Raw genomic sequence first — 24,134 nt, 5'->3', positions numbered from 1 at the left:
GACAGGCTATGCACAGCTCAGGGCATCGTATTTATAAAATTAATCTTCTGACAATTAAAAACTTCAAACGCCTTGTCTTTGAAATTTTCTTATCAAAGACTTAAAAATCTTTAGTTTTCTTTCGGACACTAAATAAGATAAAAATATTAAAGATGTGAATCAATCCAGACAGTTTAATCAACACTATTAAGTTGTTTGGTTTTAGTTGCCCTTCGCTCATAATTTGGGTGGAGGGTATTTTTTTTTGGATATTAAAAGCAATCTCGATTTAAAAATCCTCAAATCACATCAAATGTCTTTCCTTCTACTTCAATCTTTTTAATTAGCCATTATAATTTGTTCCATCACATTCTCGGTTTATCTTTGCTGAATACTTAAAAGAACAAAGGAAATGGCAAGTTTTGTAGAGGAAACAACTTTCGAAAAGGAAGATTTCACATTAGAAAGTTTAGAAAGAGGAGATTACGAAGTCTGTACTTTTGTGAATTGTAATTTCGCTAATTCTGACTTAACCAACATCCGATTTGTTGACTGTGAGTTTCAAGATTGTAATTTAAGTGCTACAAAACTTGGAGGAACAGGACTTCAAGATGTTCGTTTCATCAACTGTAAAATGTTGGGAATTCAATTTGATGAATGCAGTGACTTCCTATTTCAAGTATCATTTGATAATTGTCTATTAAATCATTCTTCGTTCTTCTCAAATAAGCTAGTTAAAACTTCTTTCCTGCAATGTAAACTTCAAGAAGTTGATTTCACAGACTGCAATTTAACTTCTGCTGATTTTGATGATTGTGACATCACTGGCGCCACTTTTACCAACTGTACTTTGGCTAAAGCAGATTTTAGAACAGCAATCAATCTTTCAATAGATCCAGAAAAAAACAGAATGAAAGGCGCTCAGTTTTCACAACAAAATGTGGTTGGGTTGTTGAATAAATATCAGATAAAAGTAGGATAACTTATAATTGTCAATGGTTAATTATTAATTAATTGTTAACGCGGTGAAATTAATTATGAATGTTGAATTATGAATTATGAATTTTCAGAGGTGAGAATGGATGATTATTTTCGCTTTCCTATTTATCTCTTCAAAAACCCGCTTATTAACAAATAAAATATAATTTTACTTTTCAAAGTGACTAAAGGGAAATCTCAATGGCTTATAAAGATGTATTACGCAAAATTGTAGATGACAATACCACTAAGAAGGGGAAGATTTTTGACAATGTAGTTCAAATTTTGATTTTCATTTCTTTGACGGCTTATGCTATTGAGACTTTACCAAATATTTCTCCTTTAACTCAATCCATCCTTTTTTGGATTGAAACTGTTTGCATTATTTTATTTACGATTGAATACATTATAAGGATATACATTGCGAAAAATCCTTTCAAATATATTTTTAGCTTTTATGGCATTATAGATTTCCTTGCTATATTTCCGTTCTTCTTAACTGCTACTTACGATTTGATGGCTTTACGTGCTTTCAGAATATTCAGAATATTTAGAGCTTTTAAATTAATTCGATACAACAAGGCACTCAACCGTTTTGAAATTGTTTGGAAGCTAATTCGAGAGGAAGTAATTCTTTTCCTTATCGTGACGGGTATTTTTATTTTCCTTGCCTCTGCAGGAATATATTACTTCGAAAATGCAGCACAACCAGACAAATTCACTTCAATCTTCCATGGTGGTTGGTGGGCGATAGTTACCCTAACAACTGTAGGATATGGAGATGTTTACCCCATAACTGTTGGTGGAAAAATATTTACATTTTTCATGTTGATGGTAGGAGTTGGTATTGTAACAATTCCAGCTGGTTTGGTAGCGAGTGCTTTGACAAAAGCCAGACAAATAGAAGATGAAGCCTTATTAGAGAATGAAAAAAGCAAAAAAGAGGTAGAAACTAAGCTTTTGAAAGCTGGTAAAAAGAAAATTAAAGAAGATACTCGGGAAGATGATTGTTAATTTTTACATTTAATTTTTAATGTTTAATTATTAATGCTTAACGCGATAGGGCTTTGAAGAATTACGAATTTTTAGATTGCTGAATGGAAAAGTTTAGACCTTCGGTTATTCAGTTTGAGACTTACTAATTATATTTTCTGAAAAGCTAAAAATCATTGAATTTTCTCTAATTCATAATTCGTAATTATCAATTAATTAAACACTGTTAAACAGTAATTATATTTTAAGTATGAAAACGAAAAACGTAGATTTTATAGTAACTCCCAATCCACCTCACTTTGTTGGGGATGGATTTAGGGTTCATAATTTCATTCCTGGAGTTCAAGGAATGGATATGCAAAGTATGGATCCGTTTATCATGATGGATTATAATTCAAAGCATGTTTTTCCACCAGCAGACAAACCAAAAGGAGTTGGTGTTCATCCGCACAAAGGTTTCGAAACGGTGACTATTGCCTATAAAGGTAAAGTTGAACACCACGATAGCAGTGGCGGAGGTGGAATCATTGGTGAAGGAGAAATTCAGTGGATGACGGCCGGAAAAGGTGTTTTACATAAAGAATTTCACGAAAAAGAATGGAGTAAAACTGGTGGAATATTCCAAATGGTTCAATTGTGGGTAAATCTTCCCAAAAAAGACAAAAGTACAGCTCCAAAATACCAAGCTGTTCAATACGATGAAATAAGTCGTGTTGAATTACCAAATAATGCAGGAACAATAGAAGTTATTGCTGGCGAACATCAAGGTGTAAAAGGAACCGCTTCTACCTTCACTCCTATTCACATGATGAATGCAAAACTGAAGAAAGGCGGAAAAGCTGAATTTAATTTCCCAGCGAATTATACGACAACTTTACTTTTAATTGAAGGTAGTATTCGAGTAAATGGAAAAGAAGAAATCCCAACAGAACATTTAGCATTAATGGACAGAGATGGTGAACATTTTGAAATCGAAGCTACAGAAGATACAATAGTTTTGGTCTTGAGTGGAGAACCAATCAATGAACCGATTGCAGCGCATGGACCATTTGTAATGAATACGAGAGAAGAATTGGTGGAGGCTTTTCAAGATTTTAACGAAGGGAAATTCGGAACATTAGAATGACGAATTGTCAATTACGAATTACGATTTTAAAAAGTTCATTGATTTTTCGTCTTTCAAAAATGAGATAATATAAATCTAAAATCTGTTTAGTTAGCGCTTTAAAATTATACAAAAAGCATAATTTAAAAATTCGTAATTGATTTAATTCGTAATTCCTATGTATTGTTTTAAAATATGCATCTGTAATTTATTTCCTCGTTTGATTTGAGTTTCCCTTGAAAGGTATTTCTGCATCACTCGGTTTCCTAATTTCAGTGTCTTGGGAATAAAGTTCGCATTCCAAACTTGGGGAAGTTTTAGTCTTTCAAATACTGCTGAGTCTAGTAGAAACTTAGAACTACTAATGTGAATATAATTCAGGAAATTTCTTTGGTATTGGTAACGCAGAATTGGATTTTCTAAAGACTCTTTCACTAGCGATTGTGCCAAATAAACAGAATCCTCATCTGAAGGCGGTTGAATGGATGTCCACAAATAAAAGCTTTCTGTCGCTTCTTTTTTATTGTCGGGCAAGTGTTCTAAAGGAACCCCCATTAAATATGAAATGTATTTCCACAAATGGAACATTCCCAGCTCCTCTTCTTCTGTAAACGTGTTTCCTAACTTTTTTAATCCATGGAGTAACACCAAACTGAATCCGTTAGAAGTCGCTGTCATGTCCCACAAATTAATAGGCTCACCCATCTTTTCATAATCCCAATCTTTAACATACTTTTTGAGATGAAAACGAGCATAAGAGTGAATTAAACGTGTTTTTATGGCAAATTCATATCCTTTTGCATGAACTTCCATAGCATTTGATCTGGTCACATTTACCCAAAAATCTAAAGTTTCAGATAGTCTTTTGAGCGCTCCTTTCTTTAATGCTCCGGTAAAAACAAGTGGTTTATTGAGGTATGCATAATCATATCCACCCATTAAAGAATAATCTCGCAAAGACATTAAAGCATCTCTTCCAGTTTTCATGCAAGCTTCAGCACCTAATTTCAACAAATTATGATCTAGCCATTCTGGAACTTGTTCAGAGAATTCAAATAAAGATTTTACACTTTCAGGAACATCTTCATCTTTGGGAATTCCATTTCGTATATAGTTTTCAATTTTTTGATTTACTTCATGAAAAGGTTGATTCACATAAAAATCTTGAATTACTTGATCTCCCAAGTCATCTACTTGATAATACAAATCTGATTTCTTTGCAAAATTCTCAAAATTCACTTCTGCATGACTCCATTCAATTATGTTTTTTCCATTTCCTTTTTCCCAGTAGGATTTGAAATGTGCAGCATCTTTATATCTTGGTGTTAATTCAAACTTACTCATTGATGATTTAATTACAAATTGATAATTTAAGAAATATTAAAAGGAAAAGCTTCAAATTTTACCTTATTTTTAATGAAAATCATTATTTCAGTCAAAATGTCTAAAATACTCAGCTTATTTTTATTCTTAGCTTTTTTTAATCAGTCAATTGAGGCACAAACAATAGATAGCAAAAAATCCATCGTTGAATTCGAAGTCGACAACATGTATGTCAATACAGTAGAAGGAACTTTTTCTGGCTTTTCGGGTGAAGTGAAATTTGATATCAAAAACTTGGATCAATCAAGAATTGATGTTTGTATTGATGCCTCTTCAGTAAATACTGACAATCAAAAAAGAGATGACCATTTAAGAACGGCAGATTTCTTTCATGTAGAAAAATATCCTGAAATTTGTTTCAAATCTTCGCGGATTTCAAAAAGTTCAAATACATATTCAGTAGAAGGGAATTTAAGCATGCACGGGGTAACTAAATCGGTAAAAATACCAATGAATTTTGAAAACAAATTGCTAGAAGGCCGTATAAAAGTGAACCGACTTGATTATAAAATCGGCGAAGACACAAGTACGATAACAATAGGAGAAGAGATTTCGATTGTTATTAAATGTCAATTAAAATAGGGAATTATCTTTGCTGATTGACCTAACAAAACATTGAATCCGCTATCATTTGCCCTTTTAAGGATCTTATAATTTAAGTTTTCAAATCAAAGTTTTAATTCAATAAAATAACATTCAAGAATCTGTTCAATCACCTTACTAACAACCATTAAGAACACGATATAATTTAACTTGTAAAACTGGTTATAGCCAAACCAATAAATTTGATAGCTTTTTACTTTCAGGTTTTTTATTTCTTGTTATATTTAGAAAACAAAATTTATGTTTTTCATCTTCTTTTATTGGGAGTTTAGTCGAAAAACATTTAAACCAAATTCATGACAAATACTTTCATCATTGCCTTTTGTGTGTTGATCATAGTGGCATATATATTTGATCTTACGACTTCAAAAACTAAAATTCCTTCTGTTATTCTTTTACTTATTTTAGGTTGGGGATTACATCAGATTACTGATGTTTTTAAAATCAATGTTCCTAATCTAGATGGTTTATTGCCATTCTTAGGAACCATTGGACTTATTGTGATTGTTTTGGAAGGCTCTTTGGAATTGGAGTTCAACAAGTCCAAGCTCCCCATGATTAAAAAGTCCATTATTGTTGCACTTATTCCAATGATGGTACTTGGGTTTATACTCGCTGGAGCATTTTATTACTACCAAATACATTATGGCTCTGGTTATGTAGATCCTGACTTTAGAAAAGCATTAATCGGAGCAATCCCTTTAACCGTTATTAGTTCCGCTATTGCTATTCCAAGTGCCGTTAATTTAGGTAAGAAAAATAAAGAATTCGTTACTTATGAAAGTAGTTTATCTGACATTTTAGGTGTTCTATTCTTTGATTTCGTATTTAGAAATACTGTTATTGATTTTGATTCTTTATGGGTTTTCCTTCTTCAATTGTTAATTATCGCAGTTGTTTCATTCATTGCAACTATCGGATTATCCTACTTATTAGCAAGAATAAATCACCAGATTAAGTTTATTCCTATTATCATTTTAGTCATTCTTATTTATACAATCTCTAAAATCTATCATTTACCTGCCTTGATATTTATTATGTTGTTTGGATTGTTCTTAGGGAATTTAGAGGAAATAAAACGCATCAAATTCATACAGAAGTTTAAGCTTAATAAACTGGAACATGAAGTCACAAAATTTCATGAAATCTTAAGAGAAGGTACTTTTTTAGTTCGGGTAATGTTCTTTTTATTGTTCGGATTCCTTATTAATACAGAGGAATTATTAGACCTAGATACATTCTATTGGACATTAGGAATTGTTGGACTAATCTTTTTAATTCGTTTTGTTCAATTGAAAATATCTAAAGTTCCGGTAATGCCATTGATGTTCGTTGCTCCTCGAGGATTAATTACCATCTTACTGTTCTTATACATTGCACCAGAAGACAATATTGACATCGTTAGTGAGACTTTAATAACGCAAGTGATATTACTCTCAGTAGTCGTAATGATGATTGGATTGATGTTCAACAAAGAAAAGGATGAAACATTCTTCACCAGAATAAAAGAAAAAATGTCTATGGGGTCTTCTGACGCAAGTATATCATTGGATTCTGATGGAGAAGTTACTGGAGAAAAAACAGACAAAGTAGCAACTGATAAAAAGCAAGATGAACTATTAGAAAACGCCCATCAAGCAGAGGAGATAGTTAAAGACAAAATTGCTTCAGAAATTGGCTCAGTAGTCAACGAAACGGAGGAAGAAAGTGTTGAATCTCAAAATATTGAAAAAGAAGATTCCCCACTGAATGAAACTGATAATGATTTAGAAAACGATTCAGATAGCGACGAAGATATTGATGAGCCAAAGAAATAGTTTTTGGGAATTAGATTGCTAAGTTAAAGTCGACCCTCCCGATAAATACGGGACTGGCTGGGATACAATCTGTGGCAGCTGACTGTTAAATACTTTTCAATAACTCTATTTATTTCCTTTTAATTCAAAACAACTTTTACTGGTTTCAGCTGATTATCAACTCCAATAATAGAAACCAAATACACTCCTTTTGATAAATCTAACTTATTCACTGTAAATTGTGTTGTTCCATTGGAAATATCTATTTCCTCTGAAACAACAATTTTACCAGTTGCATCTGTCATAAACAATTGTACATCTGAATAACCATTGTCACTCGAAATTTCAATTATAAAAGTTCCATTATTTGGATTAGGATAAACTGTCATGCTGTTCTCATTTCCAGTACAAGACACACTTATTGGACCAAAAACTTCTTCTTTTCCATCAAAATCAACTTGTCTTAAACGGTAATAAGACAGTCCATTCCACCTATCTTCATCAACAAAGCTGTAGTTGATTTCAGCATTTGAATTCCCAGCAGCATTTTGCTTTTCAACCAAAGTCCAGTTATGACCATCACGGCTTTTTTCAACTAAGAAATAATCTGAGTTTAGTTCTGAAGCCGTTGTCCATTTTATTGAAGCATTGTTTTCACATGATGCTGAAAAGTTGGTTAATTCTACTGGTAGAGCAGAACCACCATTGTTTTTATGAAGAAAGAACTCTGAGAATTGTTGGATTTCAAAATCAACATATTCGGTATTCAAAATCGACTCCATCTCCAGACCTCTTCCTGTGTTATCAATTCCAAGAAAAGTAGCTCCACAATCCAGGCTATTGGCAGTTCCATCTGCTACTCCACCAGTAATTTTCGTTAACATTATGTTCTCTTTCACGACAGGTTCAACATCGCCTCCATCAAACATATTTTGAATTGTTACTAATTGAGCATGAGCATTCAAGCCAAACAAATCATTTTCATCATAAGGTAAGCGAACCGTCACATTGTTATTAAAGTTTGCTCCGTTAGGATAAAGATCGGAACTCATCACCCATCTTCGTCCCATATAAGCAATATAATAAAGTGGATGTGGAGTATTACAAGCCTCCATAATCATTGGCGAACTAACATAACTGGTCATTGTAACATTACCTAAATCACTTCCATTTGGATTAATTGAAGCTATTAATTTGTCATTTTCATCAAAAAACCTAACCCATTCAATTCCGCTTACTTTACACTTTCTTGTATACACTCCTAATGGGGTAAGGGAAGATATCGGCACAGGTATAAGCTCTATATTCAAATTTGATGTTCCTGTATTTTCAAAGACTTGAATTTCAACTTCTGAATCAACATCTAACTGGACAGTAAAAGTTCTATCTGTGCAATTGGCAGCTCCGCTATTAGTCGTGCAACTCCATACGATTGTTCCATCAATAAGAACTCTAACCTCATCATTCCATCTATTCATAGTAAAAGTATAATTCCCACAAGGAAAACCTTTTCGCTTATGAATAAAGGTATGATTATTAACATTGACTGGACAGCCATTCCATAAGTCACTATTATCTTTTGTAGTTCCAGAAGAGGATGGAGATAGAGTCTTTGTCCAGAATTGTTCTGTGTTAATTCCCAAATTTGGTGATGCAAGGTTAGGCTGTACATAAAACCCTCTGTAAGCATTATTCAAATTCCTGTTATTTCCATTGTATCCATATACGTTCCAAACTTGATTGCCAAATTCACTTTGACCTAAGTGAATATCAACGTTAACCAAGACATCACTAGATGCAGTACATTCACCCAAAGTGGCAGTTATAGTATAAGTTGAGTTTGTAGTAGGACTTACTGTAGGAGTTAAAGTTGTTGAACCACTCACAAAAGAACCTCCAGTCCATGAGTATGTAGCATTATTCGTGTTTGGACTTCCGTCTAACACAACATTATCTCCATCACAAATTTGCTTTTGTTCACCCGCATCTACAGTTAAGTCCGTTGAGGTAATGGTCATTCCTAAATTTGATGGATTTTGTTGGCTTGAGGTTCTTATTTCAATTGTAGTGTTTTCATCTAAATCCACGCAATGTAGTAAAGTAACAGCTGAAGTACCTCAGCTTCCAAGATTACTACCTACAAATGTTTTAAGAACACCATCTATGAATATATAAGTTTCATCATCCCAAAAGTCAACTACAATTTTGTATTTACCACTCGGAAAACCTTTTCGTTTATGAATAAATGTAAAATCTTCTCCAGAAGTTGTTCCATTCACATTCGTGTATTTAGTACCTTCTCCATTACTGTTATTAAACGCAGCAGCATTTGAAGCTGAATTCGATGTTCCACCAGCTGCGAACCATGAAAGTGTTGTATTTACTCCGTAATTTCCAGTTACATCTAATTTCTGCGTATAATACCCTTTGTAATTAATTGGCAAAGTATTAATATTTCCTGATGCTCCTCTAATATCATAAACATTGACATTCCAATAGCCATCTCCAAATCCTTGCTGTGAAATACTGATATTGACTATAAAACAAAAAACAACACTTAAAAATAAACACTTATTTACTTTTTTGATTATTAAACTTGTGTAGTCAAATTTTCGTAACAGTGTATAATATTTCATACCCAAAATATTTCATGAATAAACATTCTCGACATAGGTGAAAATTAGCTGTTTGACTATATAAATTTAAGGTTTCGGACAAAGAACTCCTTTAATCTAGTTAGGTTTTAGACGAATAATTTAACGGGATTTGTTAATCATTGTTAATGAGACTTCTAAACTTACAAGAACCACTACAAGCGAATGAATTTATAGACGAATCCTTTTTGGAAAGCGAGGTTCAGGCGTCTTGTGTTAGATTTCATTTGAAAACATAAAGAATTTTAGGTTAATTTAAATCTAAAAGCAGTTTTAAATTTTTGCAGTTTTATTCTATTCGTGTTAAACATTTCAACAATTATTTTGAAGAAGAAATTTGGTCAGTGTAAATCTTATAAATAACAGAATTTATTCGACTTTGACTTAGAAAGCCAGTTTAGCAAAACAAGATAAAATCAGACCACGAAATAGATCCGATATCAGATCTCATGGCAGATGCTTTTTTCATTATAGACGTGCTTGATAAAAAAGACGGAGGATTTCGTGACCTGACGGTAAGACGTATTTTAAATTATACTTCTTTCCTTTTAATTCACAACAATCCTAATTGGATTAATCAAAACTTGTGCTCCAATAATAGAAACCAAATAAGAGCCATTTTTCAAATCCAAGTTATTTATTAAAATCTGAGTTGTTCCTTCAGCAATATCTACTTTTTTTGAATTAATAACTTTTCCAGTCATATCAGTCATTAACATTTGGACATCTGAATAACTATTGTCACTAAAAATTTCAATAGTGAAATTCCCATTATTTGGATTAGGATAAACAATCATGTTGTTCTCATTACCATCACAAGAAGCACTTATTGGTCCAAAAACTTCCTCTTTTCCATCAATATCAACTTGTTTTAAGCGATAATAAGTTAATCCTTTCCAGCCATTTTTATCTACCAAACTATAATTGATATTGTTACTAGAATTCCCTGCGGCATTTTGTTCATCAACTAAAGTCCAGTTTTGACCATCACGGCTTTTCTCTACTTCAAAGTAGTCTGAATTTTGTTCTGATGCTGTTGTCCAATTAATTGAAATAAAATCACTGCAAGAAGCTGAAAACTTAGTTAAAGTAACTGGCAAAGGGGAGTCATCGTTGTTTTTATGCAGGAAAAATTCAGAGAATTGAGCTATACTAAAATCGATAGCCTCAGTGTTGGGTATAGTGAATACATTAACAAGGCTTCCACCATTTGTTACTCCTCGAATTTGGCTTACACAATCCGATTGATTTGCAACTCCATCCTCAGTTCCACCACTAATTTTCGTCAACATCATATTAGACCTTGTTGCCGGCAATGAGTTTCCTCCATCTTCTGGATTTGATAAGGTGACATTTTCTGCATGGTTATTCAATTCTGTGAGTTCACTTAAGGTATAAGGCAACCGAACGACAACACTATTTCCTATGTTTGTTCCATTTGGATATAAACTTGATGACATTATCCATCTTCTTCCCATATATGCGGTATGATATAAAGGATCAGAAGTAGTGCAAGCTTCCATAACCAAAGGTGAACCTAAAAAACTTCTCATTGTAACATTGCCTAAATCACTTCCATTTGGATTGATAGATGCTATTAATTGATTTTGATCATTATAAAAATGATTCCAAGAACTTCCTTTTACAGCACATGTTCTTGTTGCAGAACCAGCCAAGGCAGTTGGCGTAACTCCTACAATATCAACACTTAAATTAGACCCTCCGCCTACTTCAAAAGTTTGAAACTCTACTCTAGAGTTGGCATCCAATTTTACTGTAAATGTACCACCTCCCGCACAGGCATATTGCGAGCTATTTGAGTTATTTGTTGAATTGCTTCCGCTCCAAGCACCGCATGACCAGATACTCACTCCATCAATATACAAGCGGGTTTCATCGTCCCAATTATTAAACTTAAATGTATAGTTACCACATGGAAATCCTTGTCTTTTACTTGTAAAAGTATGATTATTAACGTTTACACTGCCACATCCTTGCCATAGATCCTTATTGTCTTTTATTGTGCCAGCATCAGAAGGGGATTTAATATTTGACCAAAAATTTTGTGTATTTACTCCGAAATTCGTTGTACTTAAACTAGGCTGAACATAAAAACCTCTGTATGTATTATTTGACAAAGTAGTACTGCTCCCGTTATAGCCATAAACGTTCCAAACATTGTCTCCAAAATCTGCAGGATTACCAGTTAAACCTGCGCCTACAGTGACCAAAACATCATCACTTGCTGTACAACTTTTGGATGTTACAGTTAAAGTGTAAGTTGTGGTACTTGTTGGGTTAACTGTTGGTGTAAGTGTATTTTCACCACTCACAATTGGACCGCCTGACCATAAATAAGTTGGGCTTGGATCATTAGTATTAAAACTACCATTTAAAACAATATTTCCTCCATTACAATCTTCCTTGTCAGGACCAGCGCTAACACCAGCTGCAAAAGGTAAAGTCGCATACCCAAATGAAACCCTTCCCAATCCTGTTCTTTCATAATATTCCAAAACCAAATTTGTATTTCCGCTCATGCTTATTGGAGCAGAGGAAACAGTTGTATAAGCTGTATTTGTCCATTTTGAAATCAACCAGGTTGCACCGCCATCTAAACTCAATCGCACGCCATCATCTCCTCCTAAAATAAATCTATAAGTACCACATGCAAAGGTTTTATTCATCTTATAACGAATCGCAAAATTGTCATTATTTGAACAACTTGGACTTGCTGATTCCCAATCTCTATCAAACAATTCATTTTCGGTAACGTAACCTCGATAATCATTTGAAACCGGAGTTGAAAGCGGGAAATCCGCAGGTACATGTTGATAAACATATCCTATCCATTTATCAATTCCATAAGTGGTTTCATCACCTCCTGTATCACATGTTTGAGTTTGAGCAAAAGTAAAGTTAAGACTTGATAAACAAAAGATTAAAATCAGATGAGATAAAAAGGTAAACTTCTTAAATGATAAACCACTTCTAACTTTTGAAAAATTAGAAAAAATCAATTCTTGATTGTTTAACAGTTGTTTAGTAGCAAAATCTTTATATCCCATAATTTCAAATTAGTTTTTCTAATTATGACTTAGTGGATTAGATTCTTAATACAAAAATAAACAGAAGTTTCTGATAGTTAGTAGATTGTTTAAAAAAAAATTAAAATTAAAATCATATTATCTCTTTAGGATCGGTACTTCCAGGAGAATAATTAATTTCTTGACAAGTTGAGAGGGTTAACACACTGACTAAATACGCCTCTAAACAACTAGTAATCATGTCAGTATAAGAAAAAGAGAATCACTTCTTTTTTTTACCGCTCTTTCCATTAAAGATACAGACTTAAGACACTTACTCATAACCACTTGAAATCATAAACAACAGAATTAAATTCCCCTATTAATTAGAGAAGATGAAAAAGCCTTTATTTTTGAAGGATCTTCTTTTCTATAAATCATTTTACAATAACGAATATCAATACTATTGACTTACAATCACCTTTATAGGTTTTAGTGCTACATCTGTTCCTTTTAGCCAAACTAAATATGATCCTTTTCGCAAATCTAAATCATTCATCAGAACCTGAGTTGTTCCATTTGAAATATCTACTTTTTTTGAAGTAACGATTTTCCCAGTGATATCCGTCAATAATAATTGTACATCTGAGTAACTTTCACCACTCGAAACCTCAATTGTGAAAGTTCCATTATTTGGATTTGGATAAATTTTCATATTACTTTTATCACCGTCACACAAAACACTAATGGGCCCGTAGATTTCTTCTTCACCATCAAAATCAACTTGTTTTAAACGATAATAAACAATTCCGTTCGAACTATTCTCATCTAAGGAACTGTAATTGATTCTAGAATTGGAATTTCCGGCTGCATTTTGTTCTGCAAAGAAAGTCCAAGTTTGTCCATCTCGACTTTTTTCTAGAACAAAGTAATCTGAATTTTGCTCAGTAGCTGTTGTCCAATTAATGGAAACTATGTCATCACAAGAGGCTGAGAAATTGGTCAATTTAACTGGGAGTGCAGAACCTTCATTATTTTTATGCAAGAAGAACTCTGAAAATTGTCCGATATTGAAAACCACGTATTCTGTACTGGGAATCGACTCAATTTGAGTACCATTTGTTGAGCTAGTTATTGCACGTATGTTACTCGCACAATCTGCCTGATTGGCAATACCATTTTCTGTTGAACCAGTTATTTTTGTAAGCATTAGATTGTCCCTTCGAGCCGGATCTATATTACCACCATCCATTGAATTTCCCAATGTTATATTCTGAGCACTTGAATTCAATGCTGATAAGTCAGTCAAAGTATATGGTAATTGTACTGTCACATTATTATTAAAATCACTACCATTGGTATATACATCTGATGTCATAATCCATCTTCGCCCCATATATGCTGTATGGTAAGAAGTATTTGCGGGTATGCTACAGTCTTCCATAACATCTGGTGACCCTATAAAACTTTTTATTGTAACATCTCCTAAATCATCTCCATTAGGATTGATAGCGGCAATTAATCTACTGTCAGTATCATAAAAATAAATGAAAGAATTTCCTTTTACCCTACATGTTCTTGATGCACTAGAGGCCATAGTTAAAGAAGAAGGATTGTTTTTAGTGATTTTCACACCAAGATTCGCAAGCACATTGCCCTCAAAGGTTTGAAACTCTACTTTAGAATCTGCATCTAATGGATAAGTAAAAGTTGTAGTTGCCCCGCATTGGTAGGTCGAAGCATTCGTATTGTAATTACTACCTGAATTAACAGCTCCCTCCCATACACCGCAAGACCAAATATTTACCCCGTCAATTATCACCCTTGTCTCATCATCCCAATTCTCCATCGAAAAAGTATAGTTCCCACAAGGAAAGCCCTTTCTTTTATGAGTAAAACTAAAATAATCATCAATAACATCACCACACCCATTCCACAGGCTTCCATCATTTATAACATCACCCGCAAAGGAAGGAGAGTTTCCATTTGACCAAAAGTTTTCTGTGGATACTCCGTAATCTCCACTCCCTAAATCGGGTTGTTTATAAAAGCCTTTGTAATCATTTAAAGATAAATCTGTATTATCGCCATCATACCCATATACATACCAGAAATTATCTCCAAATAACGCAGGATTACCAAATTGTTCGATATTAATTGGAGCACTTTGATAAATCACATTTCCTGGACCTCCTCCATTGTTATTATCTGCAAACCAGAAATTACCTTCATTAACCACATCAAAAGTTAATCTATTTGTTCCTTGTGTCAAAGGAGCTGTAACATTGAAAGTATAGGTTTGAACTGCTCCAGACGCTAAACCATTTGCATTGGTTTTAATTGCCGCTGCATTTGATTGATTATCCCACTTCACACCAATGTTAATATCCGGTGAAGAATTTGTCCAAGTTGCACTTCCAATATTTCTCACCCTCACACTTATTGATCTTGTTTCACCTGGACACCAATTGGATGAACCAGTATCCATAGATATCCATGCACTTTTCCAAGCTGGATTTACATAGCAAGAAACTGAAACGGTAAAAGAGGCTGGGTTAGCACCAGAGTAATTATCTACGATAAGATAATATGTTGTGCCACCAACCAAGTTAACAGTTCGATTTCCATCATTCCAACAACCTGGATTGAGATTAGTACCGCTTGGTCCACAAGAACTCATCAAGAAAAAATCCGGATCACCACCTGTTGTATTCGCTGAGAAAGTATAACTTCCAGAGTTTGAAGGAGTGTAAGTGTAAACCTTTTCACCGCCAGGTTCGGTCCATGAACAACCGTTATATGAATTCCAAACCCCTGATGTTCCTAAAGTTGCTGAATAGTTTGTACCACAAGACATATTCACTGCGGACGCACATGGACTTACAGTAGTATAACTAGCTCCTACAGAATAGGATACCGAACCAGAGCACTTAGTTTCTCTTCGATATAAACGAGTACCTACACTACCTTGCGCTGTAGTAGTTAAATTTTCAGATGTTTGGCCAGCTATATCAGACCAACTCGAACCATTATCATCGGAATACCGCCATTGATAATTAAAACCTGTTCCAACACTTCCATTCGTAACTAAGCCGTTTATTGTAGAATTAATTGCTCCAGAATTAGATGACAACTGTGTTGTTCCAGCTGTTATGAATCCTGTTTGACCAGCATAATCAAAAGATACACGTGCACTTCCTGCGTTTTCATAATATTCCAAAACTAAATCTACAGTTCCATTAAGATGAACCAATTGTGAAGTCACTGTAGAATATCCATGATTACTCCAAATCCCAAACAACCAAGTGGCTCCTCCATCAATACTTAAGCGCATACCGTCATCACCCCCAATTGTAAATTTGTATAAACCGCAATTAACATTTACTCTCATTTTATAACGAACCGCAAACCTGTCATTATTTACACAATCAGGGCTTGAATTACCCCAAATTCTATCAAATACAATGGAGTTTTCATAATAAGAACCGCGATAATCTGCAAAAGGGTTATTTACAGGGTTACCACTACCATCATGCCTATAAACGTGTCCTAACCATTGACTGTTACCGTAAGTGTTTGAATTAATATTATTTTGACAAGCTTGGGCATGAAAAGAATTATCAAAAGAAATTGACAAAGTAAAAACAACACTTAAAAAGAATAGAATTGTGTTTTTATTTGCAGGAAATAATCTCTTGGATTCTGAGTCAAAACCCTTTTTATTATTTGAAAAATGAGCTATAGTGTGTTTCATAACTTTGTAGATTTGTAAATATATTCATTCAATAAAAACCCATTTTAGAATTTATTGATTAACAATTTACTTAAAAAAAAGCATATACAAAAGTGTTTTTGATTAAAAAAAACTATTTCAAATTACAACATATTGGGAAAACACAACGTAAAACTCTAGTTAATAAGTTATTAAATAATCGGCTTAAATATTTAAACGAAACATAATCTTATTGAAATTAAAAGACATAATTTTCATTGACATCAAATCTATACTCTGATTTAATGAATTTTAATCAACCAAAAAAAGCCCCCATTTCTGAGAGCTTTTAAAAATATAAATATTCTATTTCTAGTTCATAAACATCCTCACAGACTTAGAAACTTCTTCTCTTAAGTTATGTCTGTCTACAATGTAATCCAAGAAACCATGTTCTAAAACGAATTCTGAACGTTGGAATCCTAAAGGTAATTCTCTACCAATTGTTTCTTTTACCACACGCGGTCCAGCAAATGCAATTAAAGCATTAGGTTCAGCGATATTGATATCTCCTAACATTGCAAAAGATGCTGTAACACCACCTGTTGTTGGGTCTGTCAATAATGAAATATAAGGCAATTTAGCGTCTGACAACTGGTTCAGTTTAGCACTCACTTTTGCCATTTGCATTAATGAAAGTCCAGCTTCCATCATTCTTGCTCCACCAGACTTTGAAATAATCATAAATGGTGCTTCCATTTTAATTGCTTGATCAATTGCTCTAGCGATTTTCTCTCCCATTACAGATCCTAATGAACCTCCAATAAAACTAAAGTCCATTGCTGCAATAACGAAATCTTGCCCGTCGATTTTTCCGTAAGCTGTACGAATCGCATCAGATAGACCTGTCTTTTTCTGTGTTTGCTTTATGCGTTCCACATATTTTTTTGTGTCCTCAAACTCTAGTGGATCACCAGACTTTAATTTCTTATCGATTTCTTTGTATTTCGCATCGTCAAAAAAGAGTTGAAAGTACTCCTCCGAACCAATACGTTCATGGAAACTACAGCGCTCACAAATAAAGAAGTTCACAATATGATCTTCTGTTGTAACTACAGTTTGACACTTTGGACATTTATACCACAAACCTTCTGGGGTTTCCTTCTTGTCCTTTGTTGATGTCTGAATTCCTTCTAATTTTCTCTTAAACCAAACCATTAATTTCTATTTTTTCATCACTAAGCTAGTGATATTTTTAAATAAGTCTTTATAAGGTATCGATATTGTTTAAATCTTCGAATGATTTCGTCAATCTTTTAACAAAAGCGGTCTCTCCTTCTCTTAACCATTTACGTGGGTCGTAATACTTTTTATTTGGTAAATTATCTCCTTCTGGATTGCCAATTTGTGAATTCAAATAATCATTGTATTTCACCATGTAATCACGAACACCTTCGTTGAATGCATACTGCATATCTGTATCCAAGTTCATTTTAATTACACCGTAGTTAATCCCTTCACGAATTTCTTCAACTGAGGAACCTGATCCACCATGAAAAACGAAATCTACTGGGTTAGGGCCTGTTTTAAATTTCTCTTGAATATGTTCTTGAGAATTTTTCAAAATTTTTGGCGTCAAAACTACATTTCCTGGACGGTAAACACCATGAACATTACCAAAAGCAGCAGCAATTGTAAATTTATCGCTGATTTTCAATAATTCTTCATAAGCATAAGCTACTTCTTCAGGCTGTGTATATAATTTTGAAACATCTACGTCGCTATTATCAACACCATCTTCCTCACCTCCAGTAATTCCCAACTCAATCTCCAACGTCATACCAATTTTGCTCATGCGCTCAAGGTACTTTTTACATGTTGCGATATTTTCCTCTAATGGTTCATCAGATAAATCAATCATGTGTGAGCTAAACAAAGGTTTTCCAGTTCTTTTGAACTCTTCTTCACTAGCATCCAACAAACCATCAATCCAAGGCAACACCTTTCTAGCAGCGTGATCTGTATGTAAAATTACGGTAGCACCATATAATTCTGCCATCAAATGAATGTGACGCGCTCCTGCAATACTTCCTGCAATTGAAGCTTGTTCATTCTCGTTAGAAAGAGATTTTCCAGCATTAAATATTCCTCCACCATTCGAAAATTGAATGATAATAGGTCCATTAACTTTTGCGGCAGTTTCTAAACAAGCATTAATTGTACTTGAACTTACAACGTTAACAGCTGGCAATGCGTAGTTATTTTCCTTCGCATGCTTAAATATATTCTGAACTTCGTCTCCCGTTGCAACACCGGGCTTTATTGAGTGTGACATAATTTAATGTTTTTTAGGTTAGCAAAGATACTAATTATAATCAATTACAAATTAAGAATTACGAATTGTCAATTACGAAATACGAATTTTGTTTGTGCCTTAGCTATTGAGATTTGATGATATTTTAATTTCCCTAAAAACAGTAGGAAATAAAAAGAAATTCATCATCGTTTTTATTCCTGAGAAATCTCTTTTTACTTAGATCCTTATTAAAAACACTCCCTTTCCATCTTTTGTCCCTAATTACCTTCTATACATGACAAATTATTCATATTTTCACTTTTTAATAAAGAAACAACAAATGAATTTACAGAAAATTACAAGCGGTTTATTATTGCTGATTGCTCCTTTTGTTTTTGGGCAACAACAGACATTTACTCCTGAAAAACTTTGGGAATTGAAACGAATAAGTGGAGGAACTGTTTCTCCTGACAAATCCAACATTCTATACAGGTCTTCTGTTTATGAAATGGATAAAAATGCTGGAAAAGGAGATTATTATATCTATGACTTAAAGAAAGGAACTCATGATAAAATTGTTGGAGAAAACGCGAAAATCCAAGGGATGCATTGGACCAATGATGGTGTTGCTGGTGTGATTAGCGATAAAGACAATAAGAAAATTGTTACTTCTTCAATTAATAAAGCTGAATTGCAAACTGTTTTAAGTAAGCCTTCAAAGGATTTAATTGATTTTAAAATCAGTCCAAAAGGAAAGTACCTTATTACATTAGAACGTGTGAAAACAAGAAAAACTACTTTGGACATGTATCCGGAGTATCCTGAAGCAAATGTTCAGATTTATGATGATTTGTTATATAAACATTGGGATACTTGGCAAGATGAATTCAGCGAACAATTGTTTTTATATACGATGGAAGACGGTAAAGCGAATCCAAAAGGAATCAATTTATTGGCGGACACACCTTATGATGGAGTGATGAAGCCATTTAGTGGATTAGAAAACGTGACTTTTTTAAATGAAAAGCATGTGATTTACGCTTCAAAAAAGAAAGTAGGAAAAGAGTATGCTACAAGTACAGATTCTGAATTGTACGTTTATGATATTGAAAAAAAAGAAACAAGTAATTGGACAGAAGCTTACAATGGATATGATGCTAGTCCGAATGTTCATGAAATCACCCAAAAACTGGCTTGGTTAAGCATGGCAAACGACGGTTTTGAATCTGATAAAAATGACATTATTGTTAGAGACATTAAGACACAAGAAGATCAAAATTTAACAGTAAGTATTGATTTAACAGTGAGTGATTTTATATGGAATGAAAAAGGAGACAAAATCTATTTCTTAGCTGTTATTGAAGCCACCTATCAATTGTTTGAATTGGATGTAAAAACGAAAAAACACAGACAAATAACGACAGGTGATCACAATTATGGAAGTTTAGCTTTGGTAAATGGTAAATTGATAACCATGCGTCAATCTATGTTACATCCAAATGAAATGTTCGAAGTGGACATCAAAACGGGGAAATCAAAACAATTAACACATGCAAATGATGAAGCTTTAAAACAATTTGATGCGCCAAAAATTGAAAAAAGATGGGTAACGACAACTGACAATAAGAAAATGCTGACATGGGTTATTTTACCACCCAACTTTGATGAGAACAAAGAATATCCTACTTTATTATATTGTCAAGGTGGACCACAGTCTGCGGTGAGTCAATTTTTCTCTTTCCGTTGGAATTTCAGATTAATGGCTTCTCAAGGATATGTTGTGGTAGCACCAAACAGAAGAGGTTTACCTGGATTTGGTCAAAAATGGAACGATGCTATTTCAAAAGATTGGGGAGGTCAATCGATTCGTGATTATTTATCTGCAATCGATGATGTAAGTAAAGAAAAATATGTTGATAAAGATAGGATTGGAGCAGTTGGAGCTTCTTATGGCGGATATTCAGTTTATTATTTAGCTGGAGTTCATGAAGGACGATTCAAATCATTGATTGCCCACGCTGGATTATTTAACATGACTTCTTGGTATGGAACAACAGAAGAATTGTTCTTTGCGAATTGGGATTTAGGTGGACCATATTGGGAAAAAGAAAACAAAAAATCTTATGAAGAGTTTAGTCCACACAAACTGGTAGATAAATGGGATACGCCTATTCTTATTATCCAAGGAGGAATTGATTTCCGTGTACCAGAAGGACAAAGTTTTGAAGCTTTTCAAGTGGCACAATTGAAAGGAATAAAGTCAAAAATGATTTATTTCCCACTTGAAAACCACTGGATTTTGGCCCCACAAAATGCTATGATTTGGCAGAAAGAGTTTTATAAATGGTTGGATGAGACGTTGAAGAATTAATTTTTCAACGATTGAATACGGTTTTTGGACGTATTAACGATTGGATGGTTTTTCAACGTATTGATGGTTTTTTCAATATGTAGAAATACGTTTATAAATAATATTGGGACGCGTTTTTTAATAATGTTGAAACCCATTTTAATAATGTAGAGACACACGGCCGTGTGTCTCTACATTATTAATACGTATCAACATTATTAATACGTATCGACAATATTAATAACGCATCAATACATTCAAACGTTCATCACATTTAAACACATCAATGTAATCAAACGTTCATCGCATTTAATCGCATCAATAATTTTAAACACATCAACATAACTAAACGTTCCAGAATCATTATTAACGTAACATCATATTCCAAAACATCAACATATCTAAACGTATCCAAATTTTTATTAACGTACTACCACATTTAAACGTTCAACATATCAAAACGGAAATACATCTAAAAATCATAATCCGGTACCGCGTGTTATCAAAACATAATCAACAAAAAAAAGGCCGACACAATCGCCGACCTTTTCAATATATCATCAAATTAACTATTACAATTTGAAAGTAGTCTTAATCTGATCTACAAAATCCAACTTCTCCCAAGTAAAGAATTCAACTTCTAGAGTTTCTTTTCTACCTGCGTTTTCAAATGTTACAGTTTTGATTTCTGGTTTTCTTCCCATGTGTCCGTAGGCCGCAGCTGGACCATAGATTGGGTTTCTTAATTTCAAACGTTTTTCGATAGCGGCTGGGCGCATGTCAAACATTTTTGAAATCTCACGAGCGATATCACCATCAGTCATATCAACTTTCGCCGTTCCGTATGTGTTTACGTATAATCCCATTGGTTCTGCAACACCAATTGCGTAAGAAACTTGTACAAGTACTTCTTCACACAATCCTGCAGCTACAAGGTTTTTCGCGATGTGACGTGTTGCATAAGCTCCAGAACGGTCCACTTTTGATGGATCTTTTCCTGAGAACGCTCCACCACCATGTGCGCCTTTCCCTCCGTAAGTATCAACGATAATTTTTCTACCTGTCAATCCTGAATCTCCGTGAGGACCTCCAATAACAAATTTCCCTGTTGGATTAATGTGGTATTTAATATTACCATCAAATAATTTTTCAATTGCAGGAGTGTTGATTTTTTTAATCATTCTTGGAATCAAAATCTCTTTGATGTCCTTATTGATTTTATCCAACATTACTTTCTCGTCTGCATCAAAATCATCATGCTGCGTTGAAAGAACAATTGTATCAATTCTTTGTGGCTTATTGTCGTCACTGTATTCGATTGTCACCTGAGCTTTCGCATCTGGACGTAAATAAGTGATTTCTTTTTCTTCTCTTCTTAGTTCTGCTAATTCCATCAACAAACGGTGCGATAAATCAAGTGCCAATGGCATATAATCTTCCGTTTCGTTAGTTGCATAACCAAACATCATTCCTTGGTCACCAGCTCCTTGATCTTCAGGATTACCACGGTCAACACCACGGTTAATATCTTCTGATTGCTCATGAATTGCTGAAATTACACCACAAGATTTAGCATCAAATTGATACTCACTTTTGGTATAACCAATGCGTTCGATTGTGTCTCTTGCTATTTTCTGAACATCTAAATAAATGCTAGAATTTACCTCTCCTGCTAAAACTACTAATCCTGTTGTTACAAGAGTTTCACAAGCAACTTTAGAATCTTTATCAAAAGCTAAAAAGTGGTCTATTAAGTCGTCGGATATTTGATCCGCTACTTTATCTGGGTGTCCTTCCGAAACTGACTCGGATGTGAATAAATATGACATGTTTGAATATTTCTAAATTAGAACTTCCAAAAATAGCAATACTTCACCAAATCTGCCCTAATTTTAATAGAATTAAATGTGATTAGTGCAAAAAACCTTATTCTTGCAAAACGAATTATAAGATATGGCAAAATTTCTTCACATTGAAACTTCAACAAAAGTATGCTCCGTTGCACTTTCTGAAAATGGGCAATTAATTGACTTATTGGAAGAAAGTTCTGATGCTTACATTCATTCCGAACGACTTACAGTTTTCATTGACCAAATTTGTAAGAAAAACAACTGGAAATTGAATGAACTCGATGCAATTGTTGTCACTAGTGGACCAGGCTCCTACACTGGATTGCGCATAGGAGTCTCAACAGCGAAAGGATTATGTTATGCATTAAGTATTCCGATGATTGCTGTAAATACACTTGAAAGCATTGCCTATTTAGCACGAAAAAAACATCCAAATTCATCGATTTGTGCAATGATCGACGCCAGAAGAATGGAGGTTTTTTCTACGATATTTGATGCAGATTTTAAAGTGATCAAAAGTCTTTCTGCTGACATTTTAGAAGAGGAATCTTATGAGAAATATTTGCCAATTGTTGTTTGTGGAGATGGAGCAAGTAAAACCAAAGAAATTTGGAATAACCGTGATGTAATTATTGATGAATCTATTGTTTCAAGTGCCGCTGGACAAGTGGAAATTGCTTTCGAGAAATTCAAAAATGAACAGTTCGAAGATGTTGCGTATTTTGAACCGAAGTATTTGAAAGATTTTGTGGTTACGCCTTCGAAGAAAAAGTTAATCTAATTGATAATTCACAATTGATAATTGATAATTGTTTGACCCAATGTAACGTGATTTGCTATGGCTAGGTGGATGACGGAACGCTGATGACGCGGATTTTTTTATATATAGAAACACTTACTCATTAAAGCACAAATCCAACAATTCGTAATTCGTAATTAAAAAATTCGTAATTATTTATGAATAGCTGGTCTCAATTTCATAAATCCTGCAAAAGCAAAACCTGCTACAAATGTCAAGTCTGCACAATGGTAAATCCAGAATTGGTCTTCTAACTCCATAAAACTCGCTCTGTTTTCTACTGTTTGAACAACGAAATATAAATGCACAATCCAACCGGGAAAAAAGGATGAAACACTTGAAATTACAAAAGAATTAAATGCATCTTTCTTTTCTTCAATGGTTGAGATTTCACTTCTATTTAATGTCGCTAACATGGCGATCGTAACGATTAGTAAGACCAAATACACCAATTTCAAATAGGCTGGTTTTTCATATTGAAACATCGTATTAGTGAAATACGTTATAATTTGCTCAGAAGTTTGATCAGCGTAGTAGAGGAATAATCCAAAAACAAGCACGAGTAAAAGCCCTAAACGGTATTCTTTTTTAAAGAGGAAGCCCAAAATTT

At 33.8% G+C, this 24,134-nt stretch carries 16 protein-coding genes; 7 read left to right on the top strand and 9 right to left on the bottom strand.

Going from position 1 to position 24,134, the window contains the following annotated elements; all coding sequences use genetic code 11:
- The first annotated feature begins 391 nt into the window (after positions 1-391).
- From ERX46_RS03060 to ERX46_RS03050, 3 genes are all read left to right on the top strand, one after another.
- Positions 392-961, top strand: coding sequence for a pentapeptide repeat-containing protein (locus tag ERX46_RS03060; RefSeq protein ID WP_130092356.1), 570 nt, complete (start codon positions 392-394; stop codon positions 959-961).
- Positions 962-1,158: 197 nt separating this feature from the next.
- On the top strand, positions 1,159-1,971 hold the full coding sequence (locus tag ERX46_RS03055) for an ion transporter (protein WP_130092355.1): 813 nt from the start codon (positions 1,159-1,161) through the stop codon (positions 1,969-1,971).
- Positions 1,972-2,200: 229 nt separating this feature from the next.
- Positions 2,201-3,076, top strand: a complete 876-nt coding sequence (locus tag ERX46_RS03050) for a pirin family protein (RefSeq protein WP_130092354.1) — start codon at positions 2,201-2,203, stop codon at positions 3,074-3,076.
- Between the two features lie 141 nt (positions 3,077-3,217).
- On the opposite strand, the gene ERX46_RS03045 is transcribed toward ERX46_RS03050, so the two are convergent.
- On the bottom strand, positions 3,218-4,399 hold the full coding sequence (locus ERX46_RS03045) for an oxygenase MpaB family protein (protein ID WP_130092353.1): 1,182 nt from the start codon (positions 4,397-4,399) through the stop codon (positions 3,218-3,220).
- Positions 4,400-4,495: 96 nt separating this feature from the next.
- Between ERX46_RS03045 and ERX46_RS03040 the strand changes: the two genes are divergently transcribed.
- Positions 4,496-5,020, top strand: a complete 525-nt coding sequence (locus tag ERX46_RS03040; RefSeq protein WP_130092505.1) for a YceI family protein — start codon at positions 4,496-4,498, stop codon at positions 5,018-5,020.
- A gap of 317 nt (positions 5,021-5,337) precedes the next feature.
- Complete coding sequence (locus ERX46_RS03035; protein ID WP_207214105.1) at positions 5,338-6,858, top strand: cation:proton antiporter; 1,521 nt, start codon at positions 5,338-5,340, stop codon at positions 6,856-6,858.
- Positions 6,859-6,977: 119 nt separating this feature from the next.
- Here the strand turns inward: ERX46_RS03035 and ERX46_RS03030 are convergent, their stop codons facing one another.
- The 6 genes from ERX46_RS03030 to fbaA all read right to left on the bottom strand — a co-directional run bounded on the left by ERX46_RS03030 (position 6,978) and on the right by fbaA (position 18,564).
- Positions 6,978-8,924, bottom strand: a complete 1,947-nt coding sequence (locus tag ERX46_RS03030; RefSeq protein WP_130092352.1) for a T9SS type A sorting domain-containing protein — start codon at positions 8,922-8,924, stop codon at positions 6,978-6,980.
- Between the two features lie 30 nt (positions 8,925-8,954).
- The gene (locus ERX46_RS03025; protein WP_130092351.1) at positions 8,955-9,473 is read right to left on the bottom strand and encodes a hypothetical protein; all 519 of its coding nucleotides are present in this window, start codon (positions 9,471-9,473) and stop codon (positions 8,955-8,957) included.
- 566 nt (positions 9,474-10,039) lie between these two features.
- Entirely contained in the window at positions 10,040-12,559 is a 2,520-nt protein-coding gene (locus ERX46_RS03020) for a T9SS type A sorting domain-containing protein (protein WP_130092350.1), read from the bottom strand.
- Between the two features lie 421 nt (positions 12,560-12,980).
- Positions 12,981-16,271 (bottom strand): T9SS type A sorting domain-containing protein, encoded by a 3,291-nt coding sequence (locus tag ERX46_RS03015; protein WP_130092349.1) that lies wholly within the window; start codon positions 16,269-16,271, stop codon positions 12,981-12,983.
- Positions 16,272-16,601: 330 nt separating this feature from the next.
- The gene (gene accD, locus ERX46_RS03010; protein ID WP_130092348.1) at positions 16,602-17,447 is read right to left on the bottom strand and encodes an acetyl-CoA carboxylase, carboxyltransferase subunit beta; all 846 of its coding nucleotides are present in this window, start codon (positions 17,445-17,447) and stop codon (positions 16,602-16,604) included.
- A gap of 49 nt (positions 17,448-17,496) precedes the next feature.
- A complete protein-coding gene (gene fbaA / locus ERX46_RS03005) occupies positions 17,497-18,564 on the bottom strand; it encodes a class II fructose-bisphosphate aldolase (protein WP_130092347.1) in 1,068 nt (355 codons plus the stop codon).
- 301 nt (positions 18,565-18,865) lie between these two features.
- Here fbaA and ERX46_RS03000 point away from each other — a divergent pair, with 301 nt between their 5' ends.
- Entirely contained in the window at positions 18,866-20,896 is a 2,031-nt protein-coding gene (locus ERX46_RS03000) for a S9 family peptidase (protein ID WP_130092346.1), read from the top strand.
- A 551-nt stretch (positions 20,897-21,447) separates the two neighbouring features.
- Here ERX46_RS03000 and metK read toward each other — a convergent pair.
- Positions 21,448-22,704: a methionine adenosyltransferase gene (metK, locus tag ERX46_RS02995; protein WP_130092345.1), complete on the bottom strand. Its 1,257-nt coding sequence runs from the start codon at positions 22,702-22,704 to the stop codon at positions 21,448-21,450.
- Between the two features lie 124 nt (positions 22,705-22,828).
- Between metK and tsaB the strand changes: the two genes are divergently transcribed.
- A complete protein-coding gene (gene tsaB, locus ERX46_RS02990) occupies positions 22,829-23,506 on the top strand; it encodes a tRNA (adenosine(37)-N6)-threonylcarbamoyltransferase complex dimerization subunit type 1 TsaB (protein ID WP_130092344.1) in 678 nt (225 codons plus the stop codon).
- Between the two features lie 170 nt (positions 23,507-23,676).
- Here the strand turns inward: tsaB and ERX46_RS02985 are convergent, their stop codons facing one another.
- On the bottom strand, positions 23,677-24,129 hold the full coding sequence (locus ERX46_RS02985) for a hypothetical protein (protein ID WP_130092343.1): 453 nt from the start codon (positions 24,127-24,129) through the stop codon (positions 23,677-23,679).
- Positions 24,130-24,134: the final 5 nt, after the last annotated feature.

The sequence above is a fragment of the Brumimicrobium glaciale genome (assembly GCF_004152935.1).
GTDB lineage: Bacteria > Bacteroidota > Bacteroidia > Flavobacteriales_D > Crocinitomicaceae > Brumimicrobium > Brumimicrobium glaciale.
This window is presented reverse-complemented; position numbering and strand designations above follow the sequence as displayed.

Bases quoted from the DNA above. Each gene is read 5' to 3' on its own strand.
- ERX46_RS03060 (WP_130092356.1), top strand. From the start codon at position 392: ATGGCAAGTTTTGTAGAGGAAACAACTTTCGAAAAGGAAGATTTCACA.
- ERX46_RS03055 (WP_130092355.1), top strand. From the start codon at position 1,159: ATGGCTTATAAAGATGTATTACGCAAAATTGTAGATGACAATACCACT.
- ERX46_RS03050 (WP_130092354.1), top strand. From the start codon at position 2,201: ATGAAAACGAAAAACGTAGATTTTATAGTAACTCCCAATCCACCTCAC.
- ERX46_RS03045 (WP_130092353.1), bottom strand. From the start codon at position 4,399: ATGAGTAAGTTTGAATTAACACCAAGATATAAAGATGCTGCACATTTC.
- ERX46_RS03040 (WP_130092505.1), top strand. From the start codon at position 4,496: ATGTCTAAAATACTCAGCTTATTTTTATTCTTAGCTTTTTTTAATCAG.
- ERX46_RS03035 (WP_207214105.1), top strand. From the start codon at position 5,338: ATGACAAATACTTTCATCATTGCCTTTTGTGTGTTGATCATAGTGGCA.
- ERX46_RS03025 (WP_130092351.1), bottom strand. From the start codon at position 9,473: ATGAAATATTATACACTGTTACGAAAATTTGACTACACAAGTTTAATA.
- ERX46_RS03020 (WP_130092350.1), bottom strand. From the start codon at position 12,559: ATGGGATATAAAGATTTTGCTACTAAACAACTGTTAAACAATCAAGAA.
- ERX46_RS03015 (WP_130092349.1), bottom strand. From the start codon at position 16,271: ATGAAACACACTATAGCTCATTTTTCAAATAATAAAAAGGGTTTTGAC.
- accD (WP_130092348.1), bottom strand. From the start codon at position 17,447: ATGGTTTGGTTTAAGAGAAAATTAGAAGGAATTCAGACATCAACAAAG.
- fbaA (WP_130092347.1), bottom strand. From the start codon at position 18,564: ATGTCACACTCAATAAAGCCCGGTGTTGCAACGGGAGACGAAGTTCAG.
- ERX46_RS03000 (WP_130092346.1), top strand. From the start codon at position 18,866: ATGAATTTACAGAAAATTACAAGCGGTTTATTATTGCTGATTGCTCCT.
- metK (WP_130092345.1), bottom strand. From the start codon at position 22,704: ATGTCATATTTATTCACATCCGAGTCAGTTTCGGAAGGACACCCAGAT.
- tsaB (WP_130092344.1), top strand. From the start codon at position 22,829: ATGGCAAAATTTCTTCACATTGAAACTTCAACAAAAGTATGCTCCGTT.